The organism is Jeotgalicoccus sp. FSL K6-3177 (assembly GCF_038050175.1).
Lineage (GTDB): Bacteria > Bacillota > Bacilli > Staphylococcales > Salinicoccaceae > Jeotgalicoccus > Jeotgalicoccus nanhaiensis.
The window spans coordinates 596,061-618,001 of sequence record NZ_JBBOSK010000001.1; the positions used below are offsets into that span (position 1 = coordinate 596,061).

Consider the following 21,941-nt stretch of genomic DNA (forward strand, 5'->3'; position numbering starts at 1 on the left):
TTATTTTATTTGCTTAGAAAATCGACTTCGATTTCATTTTTGCGGACTTCCCGTTTGAATAAGTAGTCGCCGTTTTTAACCGAAGCGAGGACTTCTGCACGCTCGCGTACTGCTTCGTAAGCATCGGCTGCGTCCAGCACAATAAAGTTCGCTGAATTGCCTGCCTTGATGCCGTAATCTCCTATGTTCATCACCTTCGCGCCATTCGTCGTAATAAGGTTGAGGGCCTGCTTGATCTCATCGATATGCGTGTAATGTGCCAGATGAATGCCGTTATCGAGAATGTTCATCATATTGCCGTTGCCGAGCGGATACCAGTAATCCGCAATAGAGTCCTGGGCAAAAGCAACGTTATTGCCGTTCTCAAGCAGTTCTTTAACGCGGGTTAAACCGCGCCGTTTCGGATAAACATCTCCGCGCCCCTGCAGGTGTGCGTTCTCTGTCGGGCAGGAAATAAAGTTAATTTTGGACTCTTTAAATAAGCCCATCATCTTGTTTGCGTAACTTGCTTCAGCCGCACCGAAACTCGTCGTGTGGCTCGCTGTTGTTTTCTTGCCGTAATCTTTTTCCATCACGAGGGCGTTCAGCACTTCTAAGAAGCGGCTGTTCGGATCATCATTTTCGTCACAGTGAATATCAATCATGACATCGAACTCGAGCGCAAGATCCACAATCTGTTTTAAAGACTCTACACCGTGCTCGTATGAAATTTCAAAATGAGGAATGCCGCCGACAACATCGGCACCCATTTCAAGTGCTTTTCTGACCAAGTCCGCTGCGCCTTTATATCTGAAGAAGCCTTCCTGCGGGAAAGCGACTAATTGCAGCGTCACGATATCTTTTAACTCTTCACGCAATTTAAGCAGAGCTTTCATGCCGGTTAAGTTTGGATCCGTCACATCGACATGTGTACGAATATACTGTACACCGTGGCTCACTTCTTTTTGAATGCCTTTCAAGGCACTCTCGCGTACTTTATCTTCAGTTAAATCCTTTTTGTTATCGCTCCAGCGCTGAATTCCTTCAAATAAAGTGCCGGACACGTTGGCGTTACCTTCTCCGAGACCTGAGAAAATATAATCCAGGTGAAGATGGGGGTCAACATAAGGCGGGAGCACAAGCTTACCCTCGAGATCGATAACTTCATCAGCATCTCCGAGATTGCTGCCGACCGCTTTAAACTGCTTATCTTCAACTAGAATTTCAGTTGAATCCGGATCACCATAAATCGTTGCGTTGATAAACTTCTTCATGTGTAAAACTCCTTACTGATAATGAATGATAAGATACATTTCAATTATAGCAAAAATGGGGAGAAGTAGACGGTTTGAGGGTGCGGAGGTGATGCAGGGTTGAGGAAATGAGCAAGCTCATGCTTTTGATGGCGATCTTGCTCATAATGGAGTGGAAAATGAGCAGGCTCGTGTTTTTGCGGGCAACCTTGCTCATAATGGCGGTCAAAATGAGCAAGCTCATGTTTTAGCGAGCGACCTTGCTCATAATAGGATGAAGAATGAGCAGGCTCATGTTTTTAGTGGCGACCTTGCTCATAATGGTGAGTAAAATGAGCAAGCTCATGTTTTTGCGGGCAACCTTGCTCATAATGAAATGAAAAAGCCCGACCCTCGACAAAACCGCAACAAAAAACGGAATCCCTGCTTAGGATTCCGCTTCAGTTTAAATTATTTACTTATGCTCTTTTGTTGCCTTTAAACATTCCAAATATGAATGATACAACAAGAATTAAAATAATTGCTCCGACGAGTGTACCGATTACGCTCATGCCGCCAATGGTAGGTCCAATGTCTAAGCCGAGTGCGTTACCGATTGAAGCACCGATGATACCCGCTAAAATATTACCGATAATACCAAATGGGATATCTTTACTTACAATCAGACCTGCTAACCAGCCTAATATTCCGCCTACTATTATTGTCCATAACCAACCCATTCTTATTACCTCCTAAAATTTATAAATGCGATGTTCTACTAGAATACATTGCCTGTTTCAGGAGGACGTAAACATTCCGGACCCAATTTTTATATAATTCTCCGGGTGCTTTTTAAGATAAAGAACAGTAACAGGGACAGTACGCCGCTTCCCGCACTGATCCAGTATATCGAACTGTAGTCTGCATATTGCGCAACGAGCCCGAATGTAATAGCACCGAGTCCGACACCTAAATCAAAGGCGGAAAAGTAAGTGGCATTCGCCATACCGCGTTTTCGAATCGGTGTGGAATTTATGGCAGAGGCCTGCAGAGCTGGCTGAACTGTCCCGAAACCGAGCCCGTAAAGAATCGCGCCGGCAAACAGATACACAGGACTGTTCAGGATGGCGAGCAGTGTGAGTCCTGAAATGATTAAAATGATTCCCGGTATAAAGACGATTGGCAAGCCGCGACGGTCGTAGATGCGCCCTGCAAAGAAGCGCGTCGTAACGAGTGCCAGGGCATAGAGTACGAAATAGATTTGAATATAATGGGACTGAAAGCCCTGCTGGAAAGTATAGGCAGGGAGAAAGGTTGCGATGCCCCCGAATGTAAAAGTAATGAAAAATAAAAGTGCGGATGCAGGAAGTGCTCTTTTCTCAATGAAATTAAAACGCTCAGCAGTATCGGCATCTTCCTGGATTTCGGAATCCGTCAGCGGTTCCGGCTTCACGTAGCGCACATTTAAGGCGAGGACTAAAGCAATCAGCGTGAGCGAGCCGCAAATAATGAACAGTGTTGAAAACTCGATGTGGTCCACTAAGAACAGCCCGAGCGCGGGACCGATAGCGAGCGCGAGATTACCGCTCAGTCCGAAAAATCCGAGACCTTCACCCCGGCGGTCTTTCGGCACCAGGTCAGATGCGATAGTGCCGGATGCGGTATTCGACAGTCCCCAGCCGACACCCTGAACAATCCGCACGATGACAAGAATTAATATAGTTGTACTGATTGCAAGTGAGTACAACGACAGGACGAGTATAGCGAGCCCGATTAAAAATACAGGCGCCCGGCCTGTCGTATCCAAAAGCTTGCCGCCGAACGGACGGATTAAGAGTGCTGAGAAAGTGAAGATTCCGACGATGATGCCGACCCAGGTTTCATTTGAACCGATTTCCTGAACGTACAGCGGCAGTGTCGGGAGTGTCATTTGAAATGATGTAAAAATAAAAAAGTTCGCTATAACAATAATAATAAAATCTTTCGTCCAGATTCTGGACTTCCCCTTAGACATAGATCACCCTTCTGACTAAATCACGATATTTATTTCTTTACTCTCAAGTCTACATGATAGGCGTCCGGTTTTCATCCTCCTCTGTACCTATTGTGTTATTGAAATTGAATTGTATATGATATTATTAAATAAATTACATGCAGGGAGAAGACCAGTGAATTTATTAATGATAGACAATTACGATTCATTTACATATAATCTCGTTCATTACATTGAGAACAATCCATACAAGGCGGGTATTAAAGTAGTTACACCTGACCAGCTGAACGATAAATTAATAGATGACTTCAATATTATCGGGCTGATTATTTCTCCGGGACCGTCACATCCTGAAGACCGTCCGGAAGTTCTTCAATTTATCGAAAAATATTACAGAGAGCTGCCTGTCTTAGGCATTTGTCTCGGTCATCAGATGCTGTGGCATATGTTCGGCGGGGAAGTGTCACGCGGTGAACGGCCGGTCCACGGCCATGTTTCCGATGTATATCACAACAAAGAAGGATTGTACAAAGACCTCCCGTCACCTCTTGCCGGCTGCCGCTATCATTCGTTAGCATGTTCGGGGGAACTTAGCGATTTTAACATTACCGGCCGCACTGAAGATGGTATTAATATGGCCATTCAGCACAAACGCTATCCGATTTTCGGCGTCCAGTACCATCCAGAAGCGGTCTTGTCAGAACACGGCAGAGCGCAGCTCAATAACTTTATACGAATTGCAGTGGAGGAAAGTCATGAGAGCACATACAAAATTTAAGAAAAACGGCACGGTTGAAAACCTGTATTTTATAAATCCAGTGACAGTCATAACGAACAGCACCCCGTTTGAAACTGCTTTAAATAAAGCGGAGCAGTACCAGAAAGACGGTTACTACGCGGTCATCGCCGTCACTTATGAAAAAGACGAGTACTTTATCGGCATTTACGATAAAACAGTGTCGTACGCTGAATTTTTAAACGGCAGGAAACCTGAAAGTTATCAGATGAGCGCACCCCGTCTCAGTGAAACGCGGGAGGAAATTGAAAATAATATAGAAGAAGTCAGGAATTACATCCTCGACGGTCATACGTATCAGGTGAACTATACGACACGTCTGTACGGAGATTTTACCGGCGACAGCCACCAGCTGTTTTTAAAATTAAGCAGTCAAAACAACGGCGACTATGCGATGTATCTCGATTATAATGATAAAAAAATCGTCAGCCTGTCGCCGGAACTGTTTTTTAAAATGGATGCCGGCCGCAAAATTTTAACGAAGCCTATGAAAGGTACCGCACCGAGGTTTGAAGATCCGGCAGAAGATAAAAAAAGCTATGAATTTTTAAGACATTCCAAAAAAGATCAGGCGGAGAACGTTATGATTGTGGATCTCTTAAGAAACGATATATCTAAAATCGCGAAGCCTGATTCGGTCAGAGCGGCAGAATTATTTACGATTGAAAGGTATCAGACAGTCTACCAGATGATTTCAACGGTGGAAGCTGATGTCAGGGGTGACATCACGTTAAATGATACCTTTGATGCGCTGTTCCCTTGCGGATCGATCACCGGCGCGCCGAAACAGATGACGATGCGCCTGATTGAGAGCTTAGAGAAGACACCGCGCGGTTTTTACTGCGGCGCGCTCGGCCTTCTGTATCCGGATAACTCATGCGTCTTCAACGTGCCAATCCGCACGCTGACGATTACCGGAGACCGTTATATATACGGTGCGGGCGGCGGCATTACCTACGATTCAAAGGCTTCTTCTGAATTCGAGGAAATACTGCATAAAACATCATTTCTGAAGCAGGGACAGTACGAGCTCATCGAAACGATGCGGCTTGAAGATGGAACTGTTAAGCGGCTGGATTATCACGCTGCCCGTCTTAAGAGCAGTGTCAGGCATTTTAATTTTGAACAGCCTGATTTTAAGGCAGCAACCGCAGCTTATATAGAAGAAAATAAACTGGATCGAGGAACATTTAAACTCCGGGCAGTACTTTCTGCGGCAGGGCAGTTAAAAATCAGCCACGAGCCTCTCGCCCCTGACAGCGAGCCGCTGACAGCAGTGTTCGCTGCAGCGCCGATTCAGGGCGCGCCGGATTTTATCGCGCATAAAACGACGGTCAGACATCAGTACAGCGGGAAAACAAATGATTCTGAAGTCATTTTATATTATAATGATAACTTAGATATTACTGAGTTTAATATCGGCAGTATAGTGGTTAAAGAAGCTGGAGAGTATTACACGCCTCCGGTCTCCGCGGGCATCCTTCCGGGTGTGATGAGACAGTCTTTAATTGATGAAGGTGTAATTACGGAACAGAACATACCGATGAATACTCTCTGTCATAAGTACGATTCAGGGAAAATTGACTTATTCATGATAAACAGTGCGCGGGAATGGGTGGCAATCACACTCGCGGAATGAGGTGGCTTATGTTTACATTAATTTTAATATTACTTATTGTTGCAATCGTTGTACTGACGCACTTTATCGTCACGTACCTATTTAGAAATGACGTTAAGATCGTCGGAATCACAATCGGTTTCGCCGGTGTCATTCTGGCAATCATTGTTTTTGGCATCGCTATGGGCAGCTTTACGGAATACGTTGCCGGCGAACTGGAATTCTTTTACCGATAAGAGGAGTGGACTCATGATTTTTGCAAACGGAGATAAAATAATTACCTATCAGGAAGATGCATCAGTAATTAAAAATATTAAAGCGCAGTACGACAAGAATGGACTGCGCATCGACAACCCCTACATCGGGGAAGTGACATTTACAAAAAACACAGTCAGTTTTTACTATGATCCGGTTGTAGTAATGGAAAATGAAAATACAATTGAACCGGCATCCTATATCATTTCCATAGTAGAACCTGTGCTTGACAGTGTAAGCGGAGGTAAATAAGATGAGCTTAATTATACAGGAAGGCGGCCTGTTAACGATTCTGCAGACCGTTGACAAACATACTGATAACGACCAGAAAAATAATGAATACAACGGAGCGGTTGATAGTTTGTCGCCGATGCTGGCAAATAAGCTGGTCGGCAATGACGTCCATGAACCGACGCTTGAAATGTCGGGGCAGCCTGCGGTCATTCAGTTTACCGAACCGACGATTATCGCTTATTCAGGCGGGGATTTTAACGGCAGAGTCAGCGAAGATGACATTCAGCCGAACCGTATTTACCACGTGGACCGCGGTGACGTTTTATCATTTCAGGAATCGACACGCGGCAATAGACTGTATCTTGCGATTGCCGGCGGTATTGCTGTTGAGAAATCAAATGTGCTGAAATCGGGAGACGAAATCATTATGCGCCGCAACTATACAGCACTGCATGATGAGATTTTCCATATGATGAGCAACAAGCGGAAAGTCAGCTGGGGTATCGGCGTCTATTCTCTTGTCGAAGTTTATTTATCCGATACTTATCATATCGTCAAGCGTCCGGATGTGCCGGATGAAGTATACGAGAAACTCGAAGAACGCGAATACACGGTAACCAAAGAAGAAAACCGTATTCAGCTGTCGGTCGAAGGCCAGGAAATTGACTTTGCGGGCACTGACTGTGTCAATCCGGGAGTGCTCGGCGGAGTGTATCTGGAAAACAATCTGCCGACGATTGCGCTGAATGATTTTAGCGCAGAGACCGAATTAACGCATATCGGAACGATTCCAAGCTATCATATGCACAAACTCGGGCAAAAACGCCGCGGTTCTAAAATTAAATTTAAAGCAATCGATGCAAGCGACGCGCACGCGGAAGCTTATGGACATTACTTATGGGTGAACAGTCTCTTTAAAGCTATCGATTATAAAATCTCCAAAGAACTCGTCAAAGAGAAAATGTAAAAAAATATTTATTTAAAATCTCCTGTTAATGCAGTCACTTTCCGGTGGAATGCAGCAGGAGATTTTTTTACTAGAATTATTAACGCAAAATGCAACAAACTTTAAGCAAAATAATGTATAATATAGCAGATAAATTATATAAGAACGACATACATAAATGTAGGAATGATATTTTATGGAAGCCATCTTAAAAAAATATTTTGGGTATGAAAAATTCAGATACGGCCAGCAGGAAATTATCGAAAACATTTTAGCAGGACGCAATGCGCTCGGCATTTTACCGACAGGGTCGGGGAAATCGTTGTGCTATCAGATTCCGGGTCTGATGTTCGAAGGCACGACGCTTGTTATTTCACCGCTGATCTCTTTAATGCAGGATCAGGTGGATTCGCTGAAACGCCGCGGCATCAGCGCCGAATGTATTAACTCCACGATGTCAAAGCGGGATTTAAATGATGTCATGGGCCGCCTCGTGCGCGGAGAACTGCAGTTTTTATATGTCGCGCCGGAGCGTTTTAATAATGAAGCGTTTAAAACAGCTGTCCGCCATGCAGAAATACCGTTTGTTGCCTTTGATGAGGCTCACTGTATCTCAAAATGGGGACATGACTTCAGACCAAGCTATCAGAGTATTATCCCTGAGCTAAAGTTACTGCTGCCTGACGTGCAGATTATTGCGGTAACAGCGACAGCAACTGAAGAAGTTGAAGAAAACATTCAGGAACTGCTCAATATTAAAAACAATGCGGTCTTTAAGACAAGTGTAAAACGTGAGAACTTAAAACTGTCGGTAAACGGCACTTATCAGCGCGAACAGTTTATTTTATCTTATATACAGGAAAGACCCGGGAAATCGGGTATTATTTACGTATCAACACGGGCTGAAGTCGAAAAGCTGTCGACTTATTTGAGTGATAATAAAATTGAAAATGTAATTTACCACGGCGGACTCGGCAAAAAAGAAAGAAATGACAACCAGCAGAAATTCGTGTCCGATGAAGTGAAAATTGTTATCGCGACGAACGCTTTTGGTATGGGGATTGATAAGCCGGATATCCGCTACATTATTCACTTTAACTTACCGGGCGACCTTGAGAGCTACTACCAGGAAATCGGACGTGCAGGACGCGACGGGCTCCCGAGTGACTGTATACTGCTGTCGACGCAGCGCGATGTGAATTTGCAGCAGTTCTTTATCGACCGGGCGACTGCTTCTGACCAGTATAAAGATCATATGCGTGAAAAACTGGACCTCATGCTGCAGTATAATAAAACGAGTAAATGCCTGAGCAGTTTTATCGTTAAATACTTTAACCGCAACGAATACGTTGAAGCGTGCGGCCAGTGTTCGAGCTGTCTGTCGGATGAACGCACCGAACCGATGACGACAGAAGCCCGTCTTATACTGGAGCTGATTCGGGATGCCGACGGCCAGCTGTCGAAAGAACTCGTGATTCAGGTTCTCCGCGGCGAAAGTGCAGATAATATCATGGCGCGGGGTCTCGATTCGCAAGAAAGCTTCGGTGTACTGGACTCATACCGCACGAGCGAGGTAAACCATCTTGTCGGGGAGCTTATCATGCGCGGTTATGTACATTATGCCGGCCATAAAATGTATCTCGTTGAAAAGAGCTTTGATATTCTCGACCGTAAAGTGAAACTGTACACAGTGCCGTACCGGAAACATTACAACGAAAGAGTCGACGTTTCGACGGACTCATCGCCAAACGAAATTTTATACGATAAACTGCTCGATACCCGTAAAGGGCTCGCAGATAAGTATAAGCTGGATGAAGATGCGATATTTACCGATCAGATACTGAAAGAATTCGCGAAAAAAATGCCGCAGACTAAACAGGATATGATGCATATTCAGGGTGTCGGCAACTACAAGTTGAAACACTACTGCCCGTACTTTTTGGAAGAAATCCAGCAGCACGGCGGCAAGAAAAGCATATAGATGAAGGGGCTTTCTAAGCCGGGACATTAGGTCCCGGCATTTTTATTTGAGGATGGACCGGTGAATTGCCGGCTGTATTCAGTTTAATAGAACTTGAACGTCGTGGTTTTTCTGGCGAAGACGTATAGATGACGTTGAACGTCGTGGTTCATTTGAACGACAACATCCAGACCGCTTTGAACGTCGTCGTTTTTCCGGCGAAGACGTATAGACGGCGTTGAACGTCGTGGTTCATTTGAGCGACGACATCCAGACCGTTTTGAACGTCGTCGTTGGCCCTAACGACGACGCCCGCACAAAAAGCCCCCGGCTCATATTGAACCGGGGACTTCACTAATTATTCCAATCAAGATGCTCTGTTTTTCTTGCCGGTGACCTTTAGTTTTTTGGGACGGTTTTTCATATACATATAGTAGCTTGCCGCGAAAATAATAATATAGCCGAGAATTGACAGCATATCCGGTACTTCATTAAAGACGATAATACTGAACAGTGCAGTAAACAGTATCGTTGAATAGAAGAAGATAGATATCTCTTTCGCCGGTGCGAAGCTGTATGCAATCGTCAGGCCAAACTGGCCGACAGCTGCGAAAACTCCTGACAGAATAAGCATCCAGAACTGGTTCATCGTCATCGGTTCAAACTGGTAGATAAAGAACGGCAGGAGAGCGACAGTCGAGAAGAATGAAAAGTAAAATACTACTGTATAGAACTTTTCCCGGCTGCCTAAAATCCGGAGCACCGTATAAGCTCCGGCTGCGAATATTGCGCCGAGCACCCCGATGAGCGCAAACATTGTATCGCTCGAGAATGACGGTTTAATAATAAAGATTGCCCCGACCAGCGCGATGATGATTGAAATCAGCTGGAATCTCCGTATGTATTCTTTTAAAAATATGGCGCAAAGTATTATAGTGAAGAACGGACTGAGTTTATTTAAGATATCTGCATCGCTCAGAACCATCCGGTCGATAGTGAAGAAATTTAACAGCACACCGACCAGGCCGAGCGCGGAACGCAGCAGCAGCCAGCCCTGGTTTTCCCGTTTTCCGAACAGGCTCTCTCTGTAGTAGAGAACGAGCGCGAGCGCGATCAGCATCGAGATGAAATTTCTGAAGAAAGTTTTTTGCACTGTAGGCAGATCTCCGGAATATTTTACAAAAAGGGACATCAGACTAAATCCGAGAGAAGAAATAATCAGTGCGATGATACCTTTTACAACATTATTCATTAACAACACTCCAACTTGTTTTGTACGATAATTTCAGGAATTTCAACAAATAAAAAGGATAAAAATTTCGTTATATTTTTTATGAAAAAAATTCATTCTTGCCATCACTTATCCACCGTGACTTCCGGCGTTTTATCTCCATTTATTTAGCGTGAAATTTTTAGAGAAGGCAGTTTTTTACATTGCTAATGGCAGTTTAATATGAGATTATAGAACATGTTCAAGCACATATATTGTGTCTGTAAAATGTTTCGACCACAATATGTAGTGGTATCAGCATAGAAAGCAAGTAAAAAGCGAGTAATGGAAACAAACATCGCATAGAACATACGTTCTGTTTGTGTTATGCTCGAAAGGAGATGACAAAGTGATTATTGCTTATTATTCAATGACAGGTAATATCCGTCGTTTCTTAAATAGTATGGACATTCCGGACACCTATGAATTATATCAAATAACAGCCGCCAATGTCAGAGATAAAATCGATCAGTCTTATATTTTAGTTACACCGACATACGGTTTCGGAGCTGTGCCTGATACTGTTAAGGAATTTTTAAAAGTAAACTCTTATAATCTAGTCGCAGTCGCATCTAGCGGCAACCGGAACTGGGGTCAGAACTTTGCCAGGGCGGGCGAGTATATAAGCAGCGATTACAGCGTACCGCTCCTGATGAAGTTTGAACTTCACGGCACACCGGAGGAGCGCGCACAATTTATAGTTGAATTAGAAAGGGCAGGGGAATTGCATGAAAGTATTAGATGAAAAAACTTACAACCACGTTGAACTGAATAACGAAGTCACGCAGCGCGACGAAACAGGGTTTTACAAACTGGAGAAAGACCTTGAGGCACTTGAGGTATTCATGGAGGAAGTCGAAGCGAAGACTATCCATTTTGACTCGGAATTAGAAAGGCTGCATTACCTCGTGGACAACGATTTCTATTACGATTTATTCAAAGAGTACAGCGAAACGGCTCTTCAGGATATTATCGATCATGCAGATGCTATTGAGTTCAAATTCAAAAGCTACATGGCAGCGAGCAAGTTCTTTAAAGATTACACTTTAAAAACGAACGATAAAAAACAGTACCTGGAAGATTACAGACAGCACGTTGTGATTGTCAGTCTGTACCTTGCAAAAGGCAATATTGAAACTGCCAAGCGTTTTATCACATCGATGATGGAACAGCGTTATCAGCCGGCAACTCCGACCTTCTTAAACGCAGGCCGTGCACGTCGCGGTGAAATGGTATCATGTTTCCTGCTCGAAGTTGATGATTCACTGAACTCGATTAACTATATCGACTCAACTGCCAAACAATTAAGTAAAATCGGCGGCGGTGTTGCGATTAACTTATCAAAACTGCGCGCACGCGGCGAAGCAATTAAAGGTATCGAAGGTGTAGCTAAAGGAGTTCTGCCTGTAGCGAAATCACTGGAAGGCGGATTCAGCTACGCAGACCAGCTCGGTCAGCGTCCGGGTGCGGGAGCTGTTTACTTAAACATCTTCCACTATGACCTTCCTGAGTTCCTCGACACTAAGAAAGTAAACGCGGATGAAGACATCCGTCTGTCGACAATTTCAACAGGGCTTGTTGTACCGTCGAAGTTCTTTGAACTGGCACGCGACAACAAACCGTTCAGCCTGTTCGCTCCGCACACTGTGGAACGCGAATATGGTATGGCTCTTGACGATATGGACATGGACGAAATGTACGACCAGCTTGTTGCGAATGACAACGTTAAAAAACGCGAGTATGATGCGCGTGACATGTTAAACACGATTGCTCAAACGCAGCTGCAGTCGGGCTACCCGTACTTAATGTTCAAAGACAATGCGAACAAAGTGCATCCTCTCGGCGATATCGGACAGATTAAAATCAGTAACTTATGTACTGAAATCTTCCAGCTGCAGGAAACATCTGAAATTAACGACTACGGCACAGAAGACGTTATCAAACGCGATATTTCATGTAACCTTGGTTCCATGAACATTGCGAACGTAATGGATTCCGGCAAGGTGAAAGAAACTGTGCATGAAGGTATCGAGGCACTGACACTGGTAAGTGACGATACATCGATCGCAAACGCACCGGGCGTTAAGAAAGCAAACGATGAACTGCACTCTGTAGGTCTTGGTGCAATGAACCTTCACGGCTATCTCGCTAAAAATAAAATTGCGTACGAATCATCTGAAGCAAGAGACTTTGCAAACATCTTCTTTATGATGCTGAACTTCCACTCGATTGAAAAATCTATGGAAATCGCAAAAGAACGCGGCGTCACATTTAAAGACTTCGAACGTTCAGACTACGCGACAGGAAAATACTTCGAGCGTTATATTAAAGAAGATATTACACCTGAGTCGGATAAGGTTGCAGAATTATTCGAACACATCCATATTCCGACTAAAGAAGACTGGGCGGAGCTTGGGCAGAAAGTTGAAGAAAACGGTCTTTATCATGCTTACCGTCTTGCTATTGCACCGACACAAAGTATCTCTTACGTGCAAAATGCAACGAGTTCGGTAATGCCGATTGTCGATATGATCGAACGCAGAACTTACGGCAACTCTGAAACATTCTACCCGATGCCATTCCTGTCTAAAGAGACAATGTGGTACTACAAGAGTGCGTTCAATACAGACCAGATGAAACTAATCGATATGATTGCAACAATTCAGCAGCATATTGACCAGGGAATCAGCACGATTCTTTACGTAAACTCGGATATCTCTACGAGAGAGCTTGCGAAATATTATATCTATGCACATCACAAAGGATTGAAATCACTGTATTACACGAGAAATAAATTACTCAGTGTCGAAGAATGTACGAGCTGTGCAGTATAAAGGAGACTAAACAATGATTGCAGTTAACTGGAATAAAGAAGATGACATGACGAATGTCTTCTGGCGCCAAAATATCTCACAGATGTGGGTCGAGACAGAGTTTAAAGTGTCGAAAGATTTAGCATCATGGGCAGGCTTGTCCGAAGATGAAAAAGATACTTTTAAAAAGGTGCTGGCAGGTTTAACAGGACTGGATACACACCAGGCAGATGACGGCATGCCGTTGATTATGCTGCATACTCCGGATCTGCGCAAAAAAGCAGTATATTCATTTATGGGTATGATGGAGCAGGTTCACGCGAAATCATATTCTCATATCTTTACGACGCTGCTGCCGACTAAAGAGACAGACGACCTGCTCGATAACTGGGTAATGAATAATGAACAGTTAAAATATAAAGCGGACAAAATTGTTACAAACTACTATAAATTACTCGATAAAAACCCGTCAGCCTACGACAGGTACATGGCGCGTGTATCATCGGTCTTCCTTGAGTCGTTCCTGTTCTATTCAGGATTCTACTACCCGCTATACTTAGCGGGGAACGGCCGTATGACGACGAGCGGTGAAATTATCCGTAAGATTCTGCTCGACGAATCGATTCACGGTGTCTTCACAGGACTTGACGCTCAGGAAATGAAAGGCGAGCTTACTGCTGAAGAGCAGGAACGTGCGGACAAAGAAATGTACAAATTACTCGATGAACTTTATGAGAACGAAGTAATTTATACTAAGAGTCTGTATGACAAACTCGGTCTGACTGACGATGTATTGAATTATCTTCAGTACAATGCGAACAAATCGCTTGCGAACTTAGGCTTCGATCCTTACTTTGAAGAAAAAGGATTCAACCCGATTATCGAGAACGCTCTCGATACGACGACGAAAAACCACGACTTCTTCAGTGTTAAAGGCGACGGCTACGTTCTCGCTTTGAATGTAGAACCGCTCCGTGATGAAGACTTTATCTTTAACGATTAATAGATTAAGACGCTCCTCTTAACTTACAAGGGGAGCGTTTTTTGTTTTATCCACAGCCGGCTGTTTGTTTGGAGAGTCTCAACTGGGTTGGCATGACAGGCGCTCATGTATACGCAAGGCTCGATGCGTTGGCCTGACGGGGATTCATGTATACGCAAGGCTCGATACGTTGGCCTGACGGGCGTTCATGTATACACAAGACTCGATGCGTTGGCATGAAAGTCTCTCATGTGTATCCCAGCGCCAAAAAAGCGAGAAAGAATTTACACAGCCCACCCCAGCCTGGTCATAAAAATGTCATGATATGGAATTTAAAGTTATCATCAAGTAATGTATGATAAGATGTGAGAGAATTATAGAAATGGGGATACATATATGAAAATTAAATCAGGTGTTTTATCAGTTATGCTGCTTGCAGGATTAACGCTTGCAGCCTGCTCGGGAGAAGAAGAACACGATCATGGCGACATGGACCATGACAACCCTTCAAGCGACGAGATCAGATCACTTGAAGTTGATTTGCAGACTCCGGAAAGCATTCAATCAGGAGAAGCCGCTGAATTTACTGCTCACGTTACTTCAAATGAAGAAGATGTGACAGATGCTGACCAGGTGATGTTTGAAATTTTATCGGGTGAAGAATCTCTGGAAATGATTGAAGTGGATCACAGTGAGAACGGTGAGTACGTGCTTGAGTATACGTTTGACGAACCGGGCGAATACAGTGTTATCGCACACGTCGATGCTTACCAGCTCCACACGATGCCTGAAGAATCCGTGACTGTTGAGTAATAGTGTATTATTATAGTAATAATACTACGGGCAATTCTAGGAGGATATTATGGATTTAACAAGTAAAACTTATATCGTGTCAGGTGCAGCGACTTCGCTCGGCAGAGAAACTGCGCTGGAATTGGCTCAGCATAATGCGAATATTATACTGGCGGGATTAGAGTATAGTGAATTGGAAGAAGTGTACGCTTCGCTTGAGGATACACCGGGCCAGCACAAAATTGTACTGCTGGAACAGTCCAAGGAAATTGACTGGCTGGATATCGTAGATGAAATTGAAGAAAACTACGAATCGCTGAACGGTATTATTTTAGTACACTCAATTTTTACCGATGATAAAACGGTGTACAACGTCAGTTTTAATGAATTCAGCGATGTGATGTACGAACATGTGTGGGGAACGTACCTTGGAATCCGGACCCTTCGTCCCTTATTAAAAGTGGAAAATGACGCTAAAATTATTAACGTGATAGAGCCGGCATTTGAAGAAGTTTTCGAACGCAACTTATATTACACGGTCACAGGGGCGATTGAAGCGCTGACGCATTCTACATCGGTAGAGCTGCGCCGCGAGGATGTTGACGTCTATGCACTCAGCTACCGCCCGACATATAAAACAACAGAAGAAGAACGTGCGAATCACAAAGCAATTAAAAAAATTAAAGCAATTTTAGATCACGATAAAGATATACCAACCGGGGAAACTATTATTATCAGTTAAATTTTAAAGAGTTAAGCCGCCTCCCGGGCGGCTTATTTTTATAATAAGCAATTCTTATGCAGAAAGAGTTTGAATTGTAAAATAGGCCGGTGTATAATGCATGTATGGTTATCAATGATAATCATTTTCAATTAAGGTGGGAAGCCATGATACAAAAGTTGTTTAGAATAGATATTTTAATTTTCCTACTGATCGTTTTATCAATAATCTCTATGTTTGTCGGAGTCAGCCAAATTCATATATCGGACATCTTCAGTTTATCTGATAACCAGATGTCTATACTTATACATAGCCGCATGCCGCGGACCGTGTCAATCATCATTGCGGGTGCATCACTCGCAGTATGCGGGCTCGTGATGCAGCAGCTGACACGCAATAAGTTTGTATCTCCAACGACAGCAGGAACGACAGAATGGGCACAGCTTGGTATTTTACTCGGGTTAATATTTTTCCCGGCGATCAGCATGATGGGCAGATTGTTTTTTGCGGTTGCACTGGCACTGCTTGGAACGATGCTGTTCATGAGCATCATTACCCGCATTAAATTTAAAGACGTTATATTTGTTCCGCTTATCGGGATGATGCTCGGCGGTGTTGTCGCGAGTGTCTCTACATTTCTTGCGCTCCGGGCGGACATGCTTCAGGCTATTTCCGGCTGGATGCACGGCAGTTTCTCTACGCTGATATCAGGAAAATATGAAATACTCTACATCAGTATTCCGCTCTTTATCGTCGTCTTTCTGTACGCTGCCCAGTTTACAGTGGCAGGTATGGGAGAAGATTTTTCGACGAACCTCGGAATGAACTATAAGCTTATCGTTAACATCGGGCTGTTTTTAACTGCTGCAATGACGGCGATTGTTGTTGTTTCAGTCGGTATGCTTCCGTTCCTCGGATTGATCGTTCCGAATATCGTGTCGATATTCCGGGGAGATCATCTGAAGGGCACGCTCACTATTACAGCAGTGACCGGTGCAATCTTCGTCATGATCTGCGATATTCTCGGCCGTGTTATTATTGCGCCGTATGAAATTTCAGTCGGTCTGATGATTGCGACAATCGGCAGTGCAATATTCTTAATCCTCATCTTCAGGAGGGTTAAGCATGCATAAGAACACTAAAGTAATTCTGCTGCTGGCCTTGTTATCAGTCGGCCTGCTCGCATTTTATACGTTTTACGGATTGAATCCGGATATTTATTTTTATCAGCTGCCGTCGAGGCTGAAGCGGATACTTGCTATTATTATTGTAGCGGTGGCAATCGCCGTTTCAACAGTGATTTTCCAGACGATTGTTAAAAACAGAATTTTAACACCGTCAATTATGGGGCTGGATTCGGTTTATACCTTCATTCAGACAGCTATTGTATTTTTAGCGGGCGTGAGCTCGCCGCTCTTGTTAAACTCTCAGTACAACTACTTTTTAAGTATGGGCATACTCGTACTGTTTACACTATTCGTTTTTAAATTTCTGTTTAAAGTAACGAAAAATAACATCTTCCTGCTGCTCTTAATCGGTATTATACTCGGTACCTTCTTCGGGAATTTATCGACTTTCATGCAGATTTTAATCAGTCCGGAAGATTTCTCAATCCTGCAGGGAACCCTGTTCGGTTCATTTAACGCAATCGATGAATCACTGCTCGGAATTACTGGAATTATCGTTATCGTTATGCTGATCTTCGTCTTTAAAGACTTTCATGCGCTGGACGTCCTGTCCCTAGGCCGTGACCATGCTTTAAACCTCGGGATTAATTACGACCGTAAAGTATCGGCTCTTTTAATTATTGTAGCGATACTTGTGTCGGTATCGACAGCGCTCGTCGGACCGATAATGTTTCTCGGGCTGCTCGTTGTCAACCTGGCGCACGAGCTTTTAAAAACATTCAGGCATTCCTATCTGATAGTCGGCACAGCACTGGTCAGCATTATTACGCTGGTTATCGGTCAGATGGTCGTTCAGTTCGTATTCGGGAATAACATTGAATTAAGTGTTATTATTAATTTAGTAGGTGGAATTTATTTCATTTACTTAATGCTTAGGAGGAATCGTACATGATTAGTGTCAAGGGAATCACTAAGAAATACGGCAGTAAAACTGTCGTAGATGACGTCTCAATTGATATAGAGAAAGGTAAGATTACTTCACTTATCGGACCAAACGGCGCCGGTAAAAGTACAGTCATTTCAATGATCACACGTTTACTCGATAAAAATAGCGGAGAAGTTTTGCTTGAAGGCGATAATATTTTTACCCAGCCGCATGGTGAACTCGCAAAGAAAATCACGATTTTAAAACAGGCGAATCATCTCGAACTGAAAATTACAGTGAGAGAATTAATTTCTTTCGGGCGTTTCCCGTATTCAAAAGGCAGACTGACTGATCAGGATGAAGAAATCATCGATGAAGCAATCAGCTATATGGGACTGAAGGAATTTGAAGAACGCTATATAGATGAACTGTCAGGCGGTCAGCGCCAGCGTGCGTATATCGCAATGACTATTGCACAGGATACGGAATATATCTTCCTAGATGAACCTCTGAATAATCTGGATATGAAACATTCGGTACAGATTATGCAGATTTTACGCAGATTGTGCCGCGACAAAAACAAAACGATAATAATCGTTATTCACGATATTAACTTTGCCTCATGCTACTCGGATAATATCGTTGCCTTGAAAGACGGTAAAATCGCAGTCAGCGGTACAGCGAACGAAGTAATTACGAAAGAAGTTCTTGAAGGCATCTATGAAATGGAAATAAATATAGAATCAATTTGCGGACACAGAATTTGTTTCTACTTCGATGGTGTTATCGAAGGAGATTCAACAGAACTCGCAGCAAACTACTTAATCGGCAACGCTTAAACTGCCGGCATTAAAGGAGGTGAGGTTCCGGCATTCGAATGTGTTCAGTAAGTAGCGCAGTATTTTTTTAGTGGGGGCTAAAAAACATATTAAGAGGAGAATAGAGAGATATGAAATTTAAGAAATTATACTTAATGCTTACTATGGCAGTAATCCTGGTACTTGCGGCGTGCAGCGGCGGTTCAGAAGAAGAATCAACAACAGAAGACAATGCATCAGAGGAAACATCAACAGAAGAATCAGCGGGAGAAGAGACTGCTGAGGACGAGTCTTCAGAAGAAGAATCTGCTGACACAATTGCTTATGAAAACCAATTCGAAATCGGAACCGGCGAACGCGGTGAAGAAGGACAAGGAACGCAAATTGACGAAACTGTAGAACTTCCAAAGAACTCTGACAAAGTTGTCATTTTTGACCTTGGGGTTGCTTCAACGTTCGCAGCACTTGACCTTGAAGAAAACATTATGGGACTTCCAAAAGGTGAAAACAATGCTTCACTTGGAAACACTATTTCAGATGTATATGAATCAGACGAAGAATACGTAAACCTTGGCGGACTGAAAGAGCCGGACTATGAAGCATTAGCTGCTCTTGACCCGGAAATCATTATGATTCACGGACGCCAGTCAAACTCTAACGTAGTAGGCGAACTTGAAAAAGCGGCACCAAACGCGGAAATTATTCACGTTGCAGCAGACAACTCAAACTACTTCGAAGACGTTAAAGAAATGACGATGTTTATCGGTGAAATGTACGACGTAGAAGATAAAGCACAAGAACTTGTAGATGACCTGGATGCACAGCTTGCTGAAGTTAACGAAAAAGTTGCAGCAGCAGACTTGCCGATGCTTTTCGTTCAAACTAACGGCGGTAACTTATCATTCCACGGTGTCGGCGGACGTTATGACTTCCTTTACAATGACTTCGGATTCACTTCAGCTGGTGAACAGGAAGAGTCGGAAGAAACAACAGACAGTCATGGTAATGAAATCAGCTATGAGTTTATTGCTGAAACAAACCCGGCTCTGATTTTATTAATGGACCGCGGTGCAGCAGTATCTGAAGGCGAAGCAACATCAACAGACGTACTAGTGAATGAAGTAACTTCAGGCGTTGAGGCAATTGAAAACGACAACGTTTACGAATTAAACCCTCAAAACTGGTACTTAAACGCAGGCGGTTACTTAACAGCATTAGCTCAAGTTCAAGAGATTAATGAAGCAGTAGACGGAGCAACAGCAGAATAATAATTTAATATGATATGAAGCCGAAAACCCGCGGGTTTTCGGCTTTTTTATTAAGGAGAAGGAGCGGCGTGTGTGTTTATCTGGCTATAAGTGTCATTGTAAGTTCTGCCGGGTCATTGTGGAAGTGACAATGGCACAGTAACGTCTCTGCCGCGTCATTGTGGAAGTGACAGTGACTCGGCAGTGTCAAAAAATGATAAAATCCCAACAAAAAGGCCGGCGAATTCAATATTCGCCGGCCTTCAGCATACCGATAATTTATTTTTCCAGATTATCTCCGATAATGCGTACTTCGCGGTGAAGCACAACACCGAATTGATCCTGGATTGTGTTTTGTACATGTTCGATTAATGCTTCGTAGTCTCCCGCTGTACCGCCGTCGACGTTAACCATAAATCCGGCGTGTTTTTTTGATACTTCGACGCCGCCGATGCGGTAGCCCTGCAAGCCCGCATCCTGAATCAGCTTGCCTGCAAAATTGCCGGGCGGGCGTTGAAACACGCTGCCGCATGATGGATATTCAAGCGGCTGTTTTGATTCGCGTTTTTCCGTCAGATCGTCCATAACGGCTTTAATTTCATCGTAATTTTTTTCTTCAGAGAGTTCGAACTCTGCTGAAACGACAACGAGATGTTCTGTCTGAACGCGGCTAGTCCGGTAGCCGAGTTCAAGTTCCTCGAGTGTCAGCTTTACGAAATCGCCGCTTTCATTAATGGCAGTCACCTGAGTCAGACAGTCTTTCACCTCGCCGCCGTAAGCGCCCGCATTCATATAAACAGCGCCGCCGACTGATCCTGGAATGCCGCAGGCGAATTCAAGCCCCGAGAGTTCATGCTGCAGTGCAAGTCTCGATGCATCGATAATCGCTGCGCCGCTTTCAGCGACGAGCGTGCGGCCTTCCACTCGAATATCGTTCAGTTTTAAAAGGCTGACGACGATGCCGCGTATGCCGCCGTCGCGAATAATAATATTCGAACCGTTGCCGAGATAGGTTACGGGGATATTATTCTTATTGGCGAAAGCGATAACAGCGGCTGTATCTTCAACAGTTCCCGCTTCAACATACACATCCGCGGCTCCGCCTGTTTCAGTATAAGTATATTTATATAATGGTTCATCAATTTTAATTACCGATGACGTTAATAGTTTTTTAAGCTCCTGGTCAAGCTGCGTGTTATTCACATTAATTTTCCTCTCAAAGCATAATTAATATATATTATAGTTTAAATAAGGATAAATTTAAACTAACATAATATATGTTATAATGTAGCGTATTAAAAGAAAGAAAATTTTTCATAAAGCGAGGTTCTTATATGAATGGCAAATCGCTGACCTTCTATCCGCTGATCCTGCTGCTTGCAGTAATGCTTTCGGCATGCGGGAATAATCTGGAAGCTGATTTACATACTTATGAAGAAAGTACAGACAAGCTTACAGGACTGAATAATGAATTTAATGAGACCATTAATAATATGAACTTAGATAAACTTCAGGCAATGTACTATGGCGATGAAGAAGTGGATATAGAATATCTGCAGAATTTAAAAACTGAAGTCGATGAAATACTCGTGCCGCTTGCAGACAGCCTCACCGAAGAGCTTGACAGTGTCGAAGTGCCAAACAGCGAGCTCGAAGAACTGCATGGCATTTTGAGGGAGAGCATCAGCGTGAAGCAGGATTTTACATCTCAGATGTCTTCATTTTTAAATTCGTATGCTTTATCGATTGATTCCAATTCACAGCTGGTCTCTCTCAGCCAGTCTTTTATTACGCATCAGGAAGAACGCGATAATATTATCGAATCAGCAGACAGTGCCGAAGAAATTGAAGAGATGAACAAGCTGATTGAAGTGCTGAATGAGAACAGCGAAGAACTGGATAAGCACTCCACAGCTTTCCATAATGAAAAGAGCGCGGAAGAAAAAGAGCAGTATGCAAACGATATTCTGCTGCCTATGCTGGACGATCACATCGAAGCGCTGAATGCGCTGAATATCTCTACCGGCAAGGCAACCCGGGCCCGCACGATTTCACTCGAAATGTATTATAACTACCGGACGTATTTTGAAGAACGCAAAAATGTTATGGTTTCGGTTGAAAACCTGCAGGAAGTGTCATTGCAAAATGTGCTGCCGCTCGTAGAAACAGCAGCGACGCTCGACAGCCAATTCCAGGAAGAACTTGAAAATAAAAAAAATGAGGCCCGCTAGGA

22 protein-coding genes are annotated in these 21,941 nt (G+C 43.6%); 17 read left to right on the forward strand and 5 right to left on the reverse strand.

The window, feature by feature from the left end; translation table 11 throughout:
• Positions 1-5 precede the first annotated feature (5 nt).
• Positions 6-1,253, reverse strand: coding sequence for an amidohydrolase family protein (locus MHH58_RS03030; RefSeq protein ID WP_341345010.1), 1,248 nt, complete (start codon positions 1,251-1,253; stop codon positions 6-8).
• A 151-nt stretch (positions 1,254-1,404) separates the two neighbouring features.
• Here MHH58_RS03030 and MHH58_RS03035 point away from each other — a divergent pair, with 151 nt between their 5' ends.
• Positions 1,405-1,563, forward strand: a complete 159-nt coding sequence (locus MHH58_RS03035) for a hypothetical protein (protein WP_341345011.1) — start codon at positions 1,405-1,407, stop codon at positions 1,561-1,563.
• 127 nt (positions 1,564-1,690) lie between these two features.
• On the opposite strand, the gene MHH58_RS03040 is transcribed toward MHH58_RS03035, so the two are convergent.
• A complete protein-coding gene (locus MHH58_RS03040; RefSeq protein ID WP_135096212.1) occupies positions 1,691-1,951 on the reverse strand; it encodes a GlsB/YeaQ/YmgE family stress response membrane protein in 261 nt (86 codons plus the stop codon).
• Between the two features lie 89 nt (positions 1,952-2,040).
• Complete coding sequence (locus MHH58_RS03045) at positions 2,041-3,225, reverse strand: MFS transporter (RefSeq protein WP_135096210.1); 1,185 nt, start codon at positions 3,223-3,225, stop codon at positions 2,041-2,043.
• Positions 3,226-3,379: 154 nt separating this feature from the next.
• Here MHH58_RS03045 and MHH58_RS03050 point away from each other — a divergent pair, with 154 nt between their 5' ends.
• From MHH58_RS03050 to recQ, 6 genes are all read left to right on the forward strand, one after another.
• Positions 3,380-3,982 (forward strand): anthranilate synthase component II, encoded by a 603-nt coding sequence (locus MHH58_RS03050; RefSeq protein ID WP_209307404.1) that lies wholly within the window; start codon positions 3,380-3,382, stop codon positions 3,980-3,982.
• Positions 3,960-5,639 (forward strand): aminodeoxychorismate synthase component I, encoded by a 1,680-nt coding sequence (pabB, locus tag MHH58_RS03055; protein WP_341345012.1) that lies wholly within the window; start codon positions 3,960-3,962, stop codon positions 5,637-5,639. The genes MHH58_RS03050 and pabB overlap by 23 nt, the downstream gene beginning before the upstream one ends.
• 8 nt (positions 5,640-5,647) lie before the next feature.
• Positions 5,648-5,854: a hypothetical protein gene (locus MHH58_RS03060; protein ID WP_115883800.1), complete on the forward strand. Its 207-nt coding sequence runs from the start codon at positions 5,648-5,650 to the stop codon at positions 5,852-5,854.
• A 13-nt stretch (positions 5,855-5,867) separates the two neighbouring features.
• Positions 5,868-6,125, forward strand: coding sequence for a hypothetical protein (locus MHH58_RS03065; protein ID WP_341345013.1), 258 nt, complete (start codon positions 5,868-5,870; stop codon positions 6,123-6,125).
• Position 6,126: 1 nt separating this feature from the next.
• Positions 6,127-7,074: a hypothetical protein gene (locus MHH58_RS03070; RefSeq protein ID WP_135096200.1), complete on the forward strand. Its 948-nt coding sequence runs from the start codon at positions 6,127-6,129 to the stop codon at positions 7,072-7,074.
• 175 nt (positions 7,075-7,249) lie between these two features.
• Positions 7,250-9,034, forward strand: coding sequence for a DNA helicase RecQ (gene recQ, locus MHH58_RS03075; protein WP_341345014.1), 1,785 nt, complete (start codon positions 7,250-7,252; stop codon positions 9,032-9,034).
• Positions 9,035-9,380: 346 nt separating this feature from the next.
• On the opposite strand, the gene MHH58_RS03080 is transcribed toward recQ, so the two are convergent.
• On the reverse strand, positions 9,381-10,265 hold the full coding sequence (locus tag MHH58_RS03080) for a DMT family transporter (protein WP_135096196.1): 885 nt from the start codon (positions 10,263-10,265) through the stop codon (positions 9,381-9,383).
• A 367-nt stretch (positions 10,266-10,632) separates the two neighbouring features.
• Here MHH58_RS03080 and nrdI point away from each other — a divergent pair, with 367 nt between their 5' ends.
• From nrdI to MHH58_RS03125, 9 genes are all read left to right on the forward strand, one after another.
• The gene (gene nrdI / locus MHH58_RS03085; protein ID WP_135096194.1) at positions 10,633-11,028 is read left to right on the forward strand and encodes a class Ib ribonucleoside-diphosphate reductase assembly flavoprotein NrdI; all 396 of its coding nucleotides are present in this window, start codon (positions 10,633-10,635) and stop codon (positions 11,026-11,028) included.
• Positions 11,012-13,117 (forward strand): class 1b ribonucleoside-diphosphate reductase subunit alpha, encoded by a 2,106-nt coding sequence (gene nrdE, locus MHH58_RS03090; RefSeq protein ID WP_135096192.1) that lies wholly within the window; start codon positions 11,012-11,014, stop codon positions 13,115-13,117. The genes nrdI and nrdE overlap by 17 nt, the downstream gene beginning before the upstream one ends.
• Before the next feature lie 13 nt (positions 13,118-13,130).
• Positions 13,131-14,099: a class 1b ribonucleoside-diphosphate reductase subunit beta gene (nrdF, locus tag MHH58_RS03095; protein ID WP_115883807.1), complete on the forward strand. Its 969-nt coding sequence runs from the start codon at positions 13,131-13,133 to the stop codon at positions 14,097-14,099.
• A 375-nt stretch (positions 14,100-14,474) separates the two neighbouring features.
• A complete protein-coding gene (locus MHH58_RS03100) occupies positions 14,475-14,891 on the forward strand; it encodes a FixH family protein (protein WP_228063371.1) in 417 nt (138 codons plus the stop codon).
• Positions 14,892-14,940: 49 nt separating this feature from the next.
• Complete coding sequence (locus tag MHH58_RS03105; RefSeq protein ID WP_135096190.1) at positions 14,941-15,612, forward strand: SDR family NAD(P)-dependent oxidoreductase; 672 nt, start codon at positions 14,941-14,943, stop codon at positions 15,610-15,612.
• A gap of 146 nt (positions 15,613-15,758) precedes the next feature.
• Complete coding sequence (locus tag MHH58_RS03110; protein WP_341345015.1) at positions 15,759-16,724, forward strand: ABC transporter permease; 966 nt, start codon at positions 15,759-15,761, stop codon at positions 16,722-16,724.
• On the forward strand, positions 16,717-17,670 hold the full coding sequence (locus tag MHH58_RS03115) for an iron chelate uptake ABC transporter family permease subunit (RefSeq protein WP_135096186.1): 954 nt from the start codon (positions 16,717-16,719) through the stop codon (positions 17,668-17,670). The genes MHH58_RS03110 and MHH58_RS03115 overlap by 8 nt, the downstream gene beginning before the upstream one ends.
• Positions 17,667-18,482 carry an iron ABC transporter ATP-binding protein gene (locus MHH58_RS03120; protein ID WP_115883811.1) on the forward strand — a complete coding sequence of 272 codons (816 nt, stop codon included), beginning with the start codon at positions 17,667-17,669 and terminating at the stop codon, positions 18,480-18,482. The genes MHH58_RS03115 and MHH58_RS03120 overlap by 4 nt, the downstream gene beginning before the upstream one ends.
• Before the next feature lie 110 nt (positions 18,483-18,592).
• Complete coding sequence (locus tag MHH58_RS03125; protein ID WP_341345016.1) at positions 18,593-19,729, forward strand: siderophore ABC transporter substrate-binding protein; 1,137 nt, start codon at positions 18,593-18,595, stop codon at positions 19,727-19,729.
• Positions 19,730-19,987: 258 nt separating this feature from the next.
• On the opposite strand, the gene murB is transcribed toward MHH58_RS03125, so the two are convergent.
• A complete protein-coding gene (murB, locus tag MHH58_RS03130; protein WP_135096180.1) occupies positions 19,988-20,911 on the reverse strand; it encodes a UDP-N-acetylmuramate dehydrogenase in 924 nt (307 codons plus the stop codon).
• 131 nt (positions 20,912-21,042) lie between these two features.
• Here murB and MHH58_RS03135 point away from each other — a divergent pair, with 131 nt between their 5' ends.
• Positions 21,043-21,939: an EMYY motif lipoprotein gene (locus MHH58_RS03135; RefSeq protein ID WP_135096178.1), complete on the forward strand. Its 897-nt coding sequence runs from the start codon at positions 21,043-21,045 to the stop codon at positions 21,937-21,939.
• The last annotated feature ends 2 nt before the right edge of the window (positions 21,940-21,941 follow it).

What these genes read in the sequence shown, in the direction of transcription:
- MHH58_RS03135 (WP_135096178.1), top strand. Translation starts at nt 21,043, where the DNA reads ATGAATGGCAAATCGCTGACCTTCTATCCGCTGATCCTGCTGCTTGCA.
- MHH58_RS03120 (WP_115883811.1), top strand. Translation starts at nt 17,667, where the DNA reads ATGATTAGTGTCAAGGGAATCACTAAGAAATACGGCAGTAAAACTGTC.
- MHH58_RS03125 (WP_341345016.1), top strand. Translation starts at nt 18,593, where the DNA reads ATGAAATTTAAGAAATTATACTTAATGCTTACTATGGCAGTAATCCTG.
- MHH58_RS03080 (WP_135096196.1), bottom strand. Translation starts at nt 10,265, where the DNA reads ATGAATAATGTTGTAAAAGGTATCATCGCACTGATTATTTCTTCTCTC.
- nrdF (WP_115883807.1), top strand. Translation starts at nt 13,131, where the DNA reads ATGATTGCAGTTAACTGGAATAAAGAAGATGACATGACGAATGTCTTC.
- MHH58_RS03060 (WP_115883800.1), top strand. Translation starts at nt 5,648, where the DNA reads ATGTTTACATTAATTTTAATATTACTTATTGTTGCAATCGTTGTACTG.
- MHH58_RS03030 (WP_341345010.1), bottom strand. Translation starts at nt 1,253, where the DNA reads ATGAAGAAGTTTATCAACGCAACGATTTATGGTGATCCGGATTCAACT.
- pabB (WP_341345012.1), top strand. Translation starts at nt 3,960, where the DNA reads ATGAGAGCACATACAAAATTTAAGAAAAACGGCACGGTTGAAAACCTG.
- nrdE (WP_135096192.1), top strand. Translation starts at nt 11,012, where the DNA reads ATGAAAGTATTAGATGAAAAAACTTACAACCACGTTGAACTGAATAAC.
- MHH58_RS03110 (WP_341345015.1), top strand. Translation starts at nt 15,759, where the DNA reads ATGATACAAAAGTTGTTTAGAATAGATATTTTAATTTTCCTACTGATC.
- MHH58_RS03115 (WP_135096186.1), top strand. Translation starts at nt 16,717, where the DNA reads ATGCATAAGAACACTAAAGTAATTCTGCTGCTGGCCTTGTTATCAGTC.
- MHH58_RS03105 (WP_135096190.1), top strand. Translation starts at nt 14,941, where the DNA reads ATGGATTTAACAAGTAAAACTTATATCGTGTCAGGTGCAGCGACTTCG.
- MHH58_RS03065 (WP_341345013.1), top strand. Translation starts at nt 5,868, where the DNA reads ATGATTTTTGCAAACGGAGATAAAATAATTACCTATCAGGAAGATGCA.
- MHH58_RS03070 (WP_135096200.1), top strand. Translation starts at nt 6,127, where the DNA reads ATGAGCTTAATTATACAGGAAGGCGGCCTGTTAACGATTCTGCAGACC.
- recQ (WP_341345014.1), top strand. Translation starts at nt 7,250, where the DNA reads ATGGAAGCCATCTTAAAAAAATATTTTGGGTATGAAAAATTCAGATAC.
- MHH58_RS03040 (WP_135096212.1), bottom strand. Translation starts at nt 1,951, where the DNA reads ATGGGTTGGTTATGGACAATAATAGTAGGCGGAATATTAGGCTGGTTA.
- MHH58_RS03045 (WP_135096210.1), bottom strand. Translation starts at nt 3,225, where the DNA reads ATGTCTAAGGGGAAGTCCAGAATCTGGACGAAAGATTTTATTATTATT.
- MHH58_RS03100 (WP_228063371.1), top strand. Translation starts at nt 14,475, where the DNA reads ATGAAAATTAAATCAGGTGTTTTATCAGTTATGCTGCTTGCAGGATTA.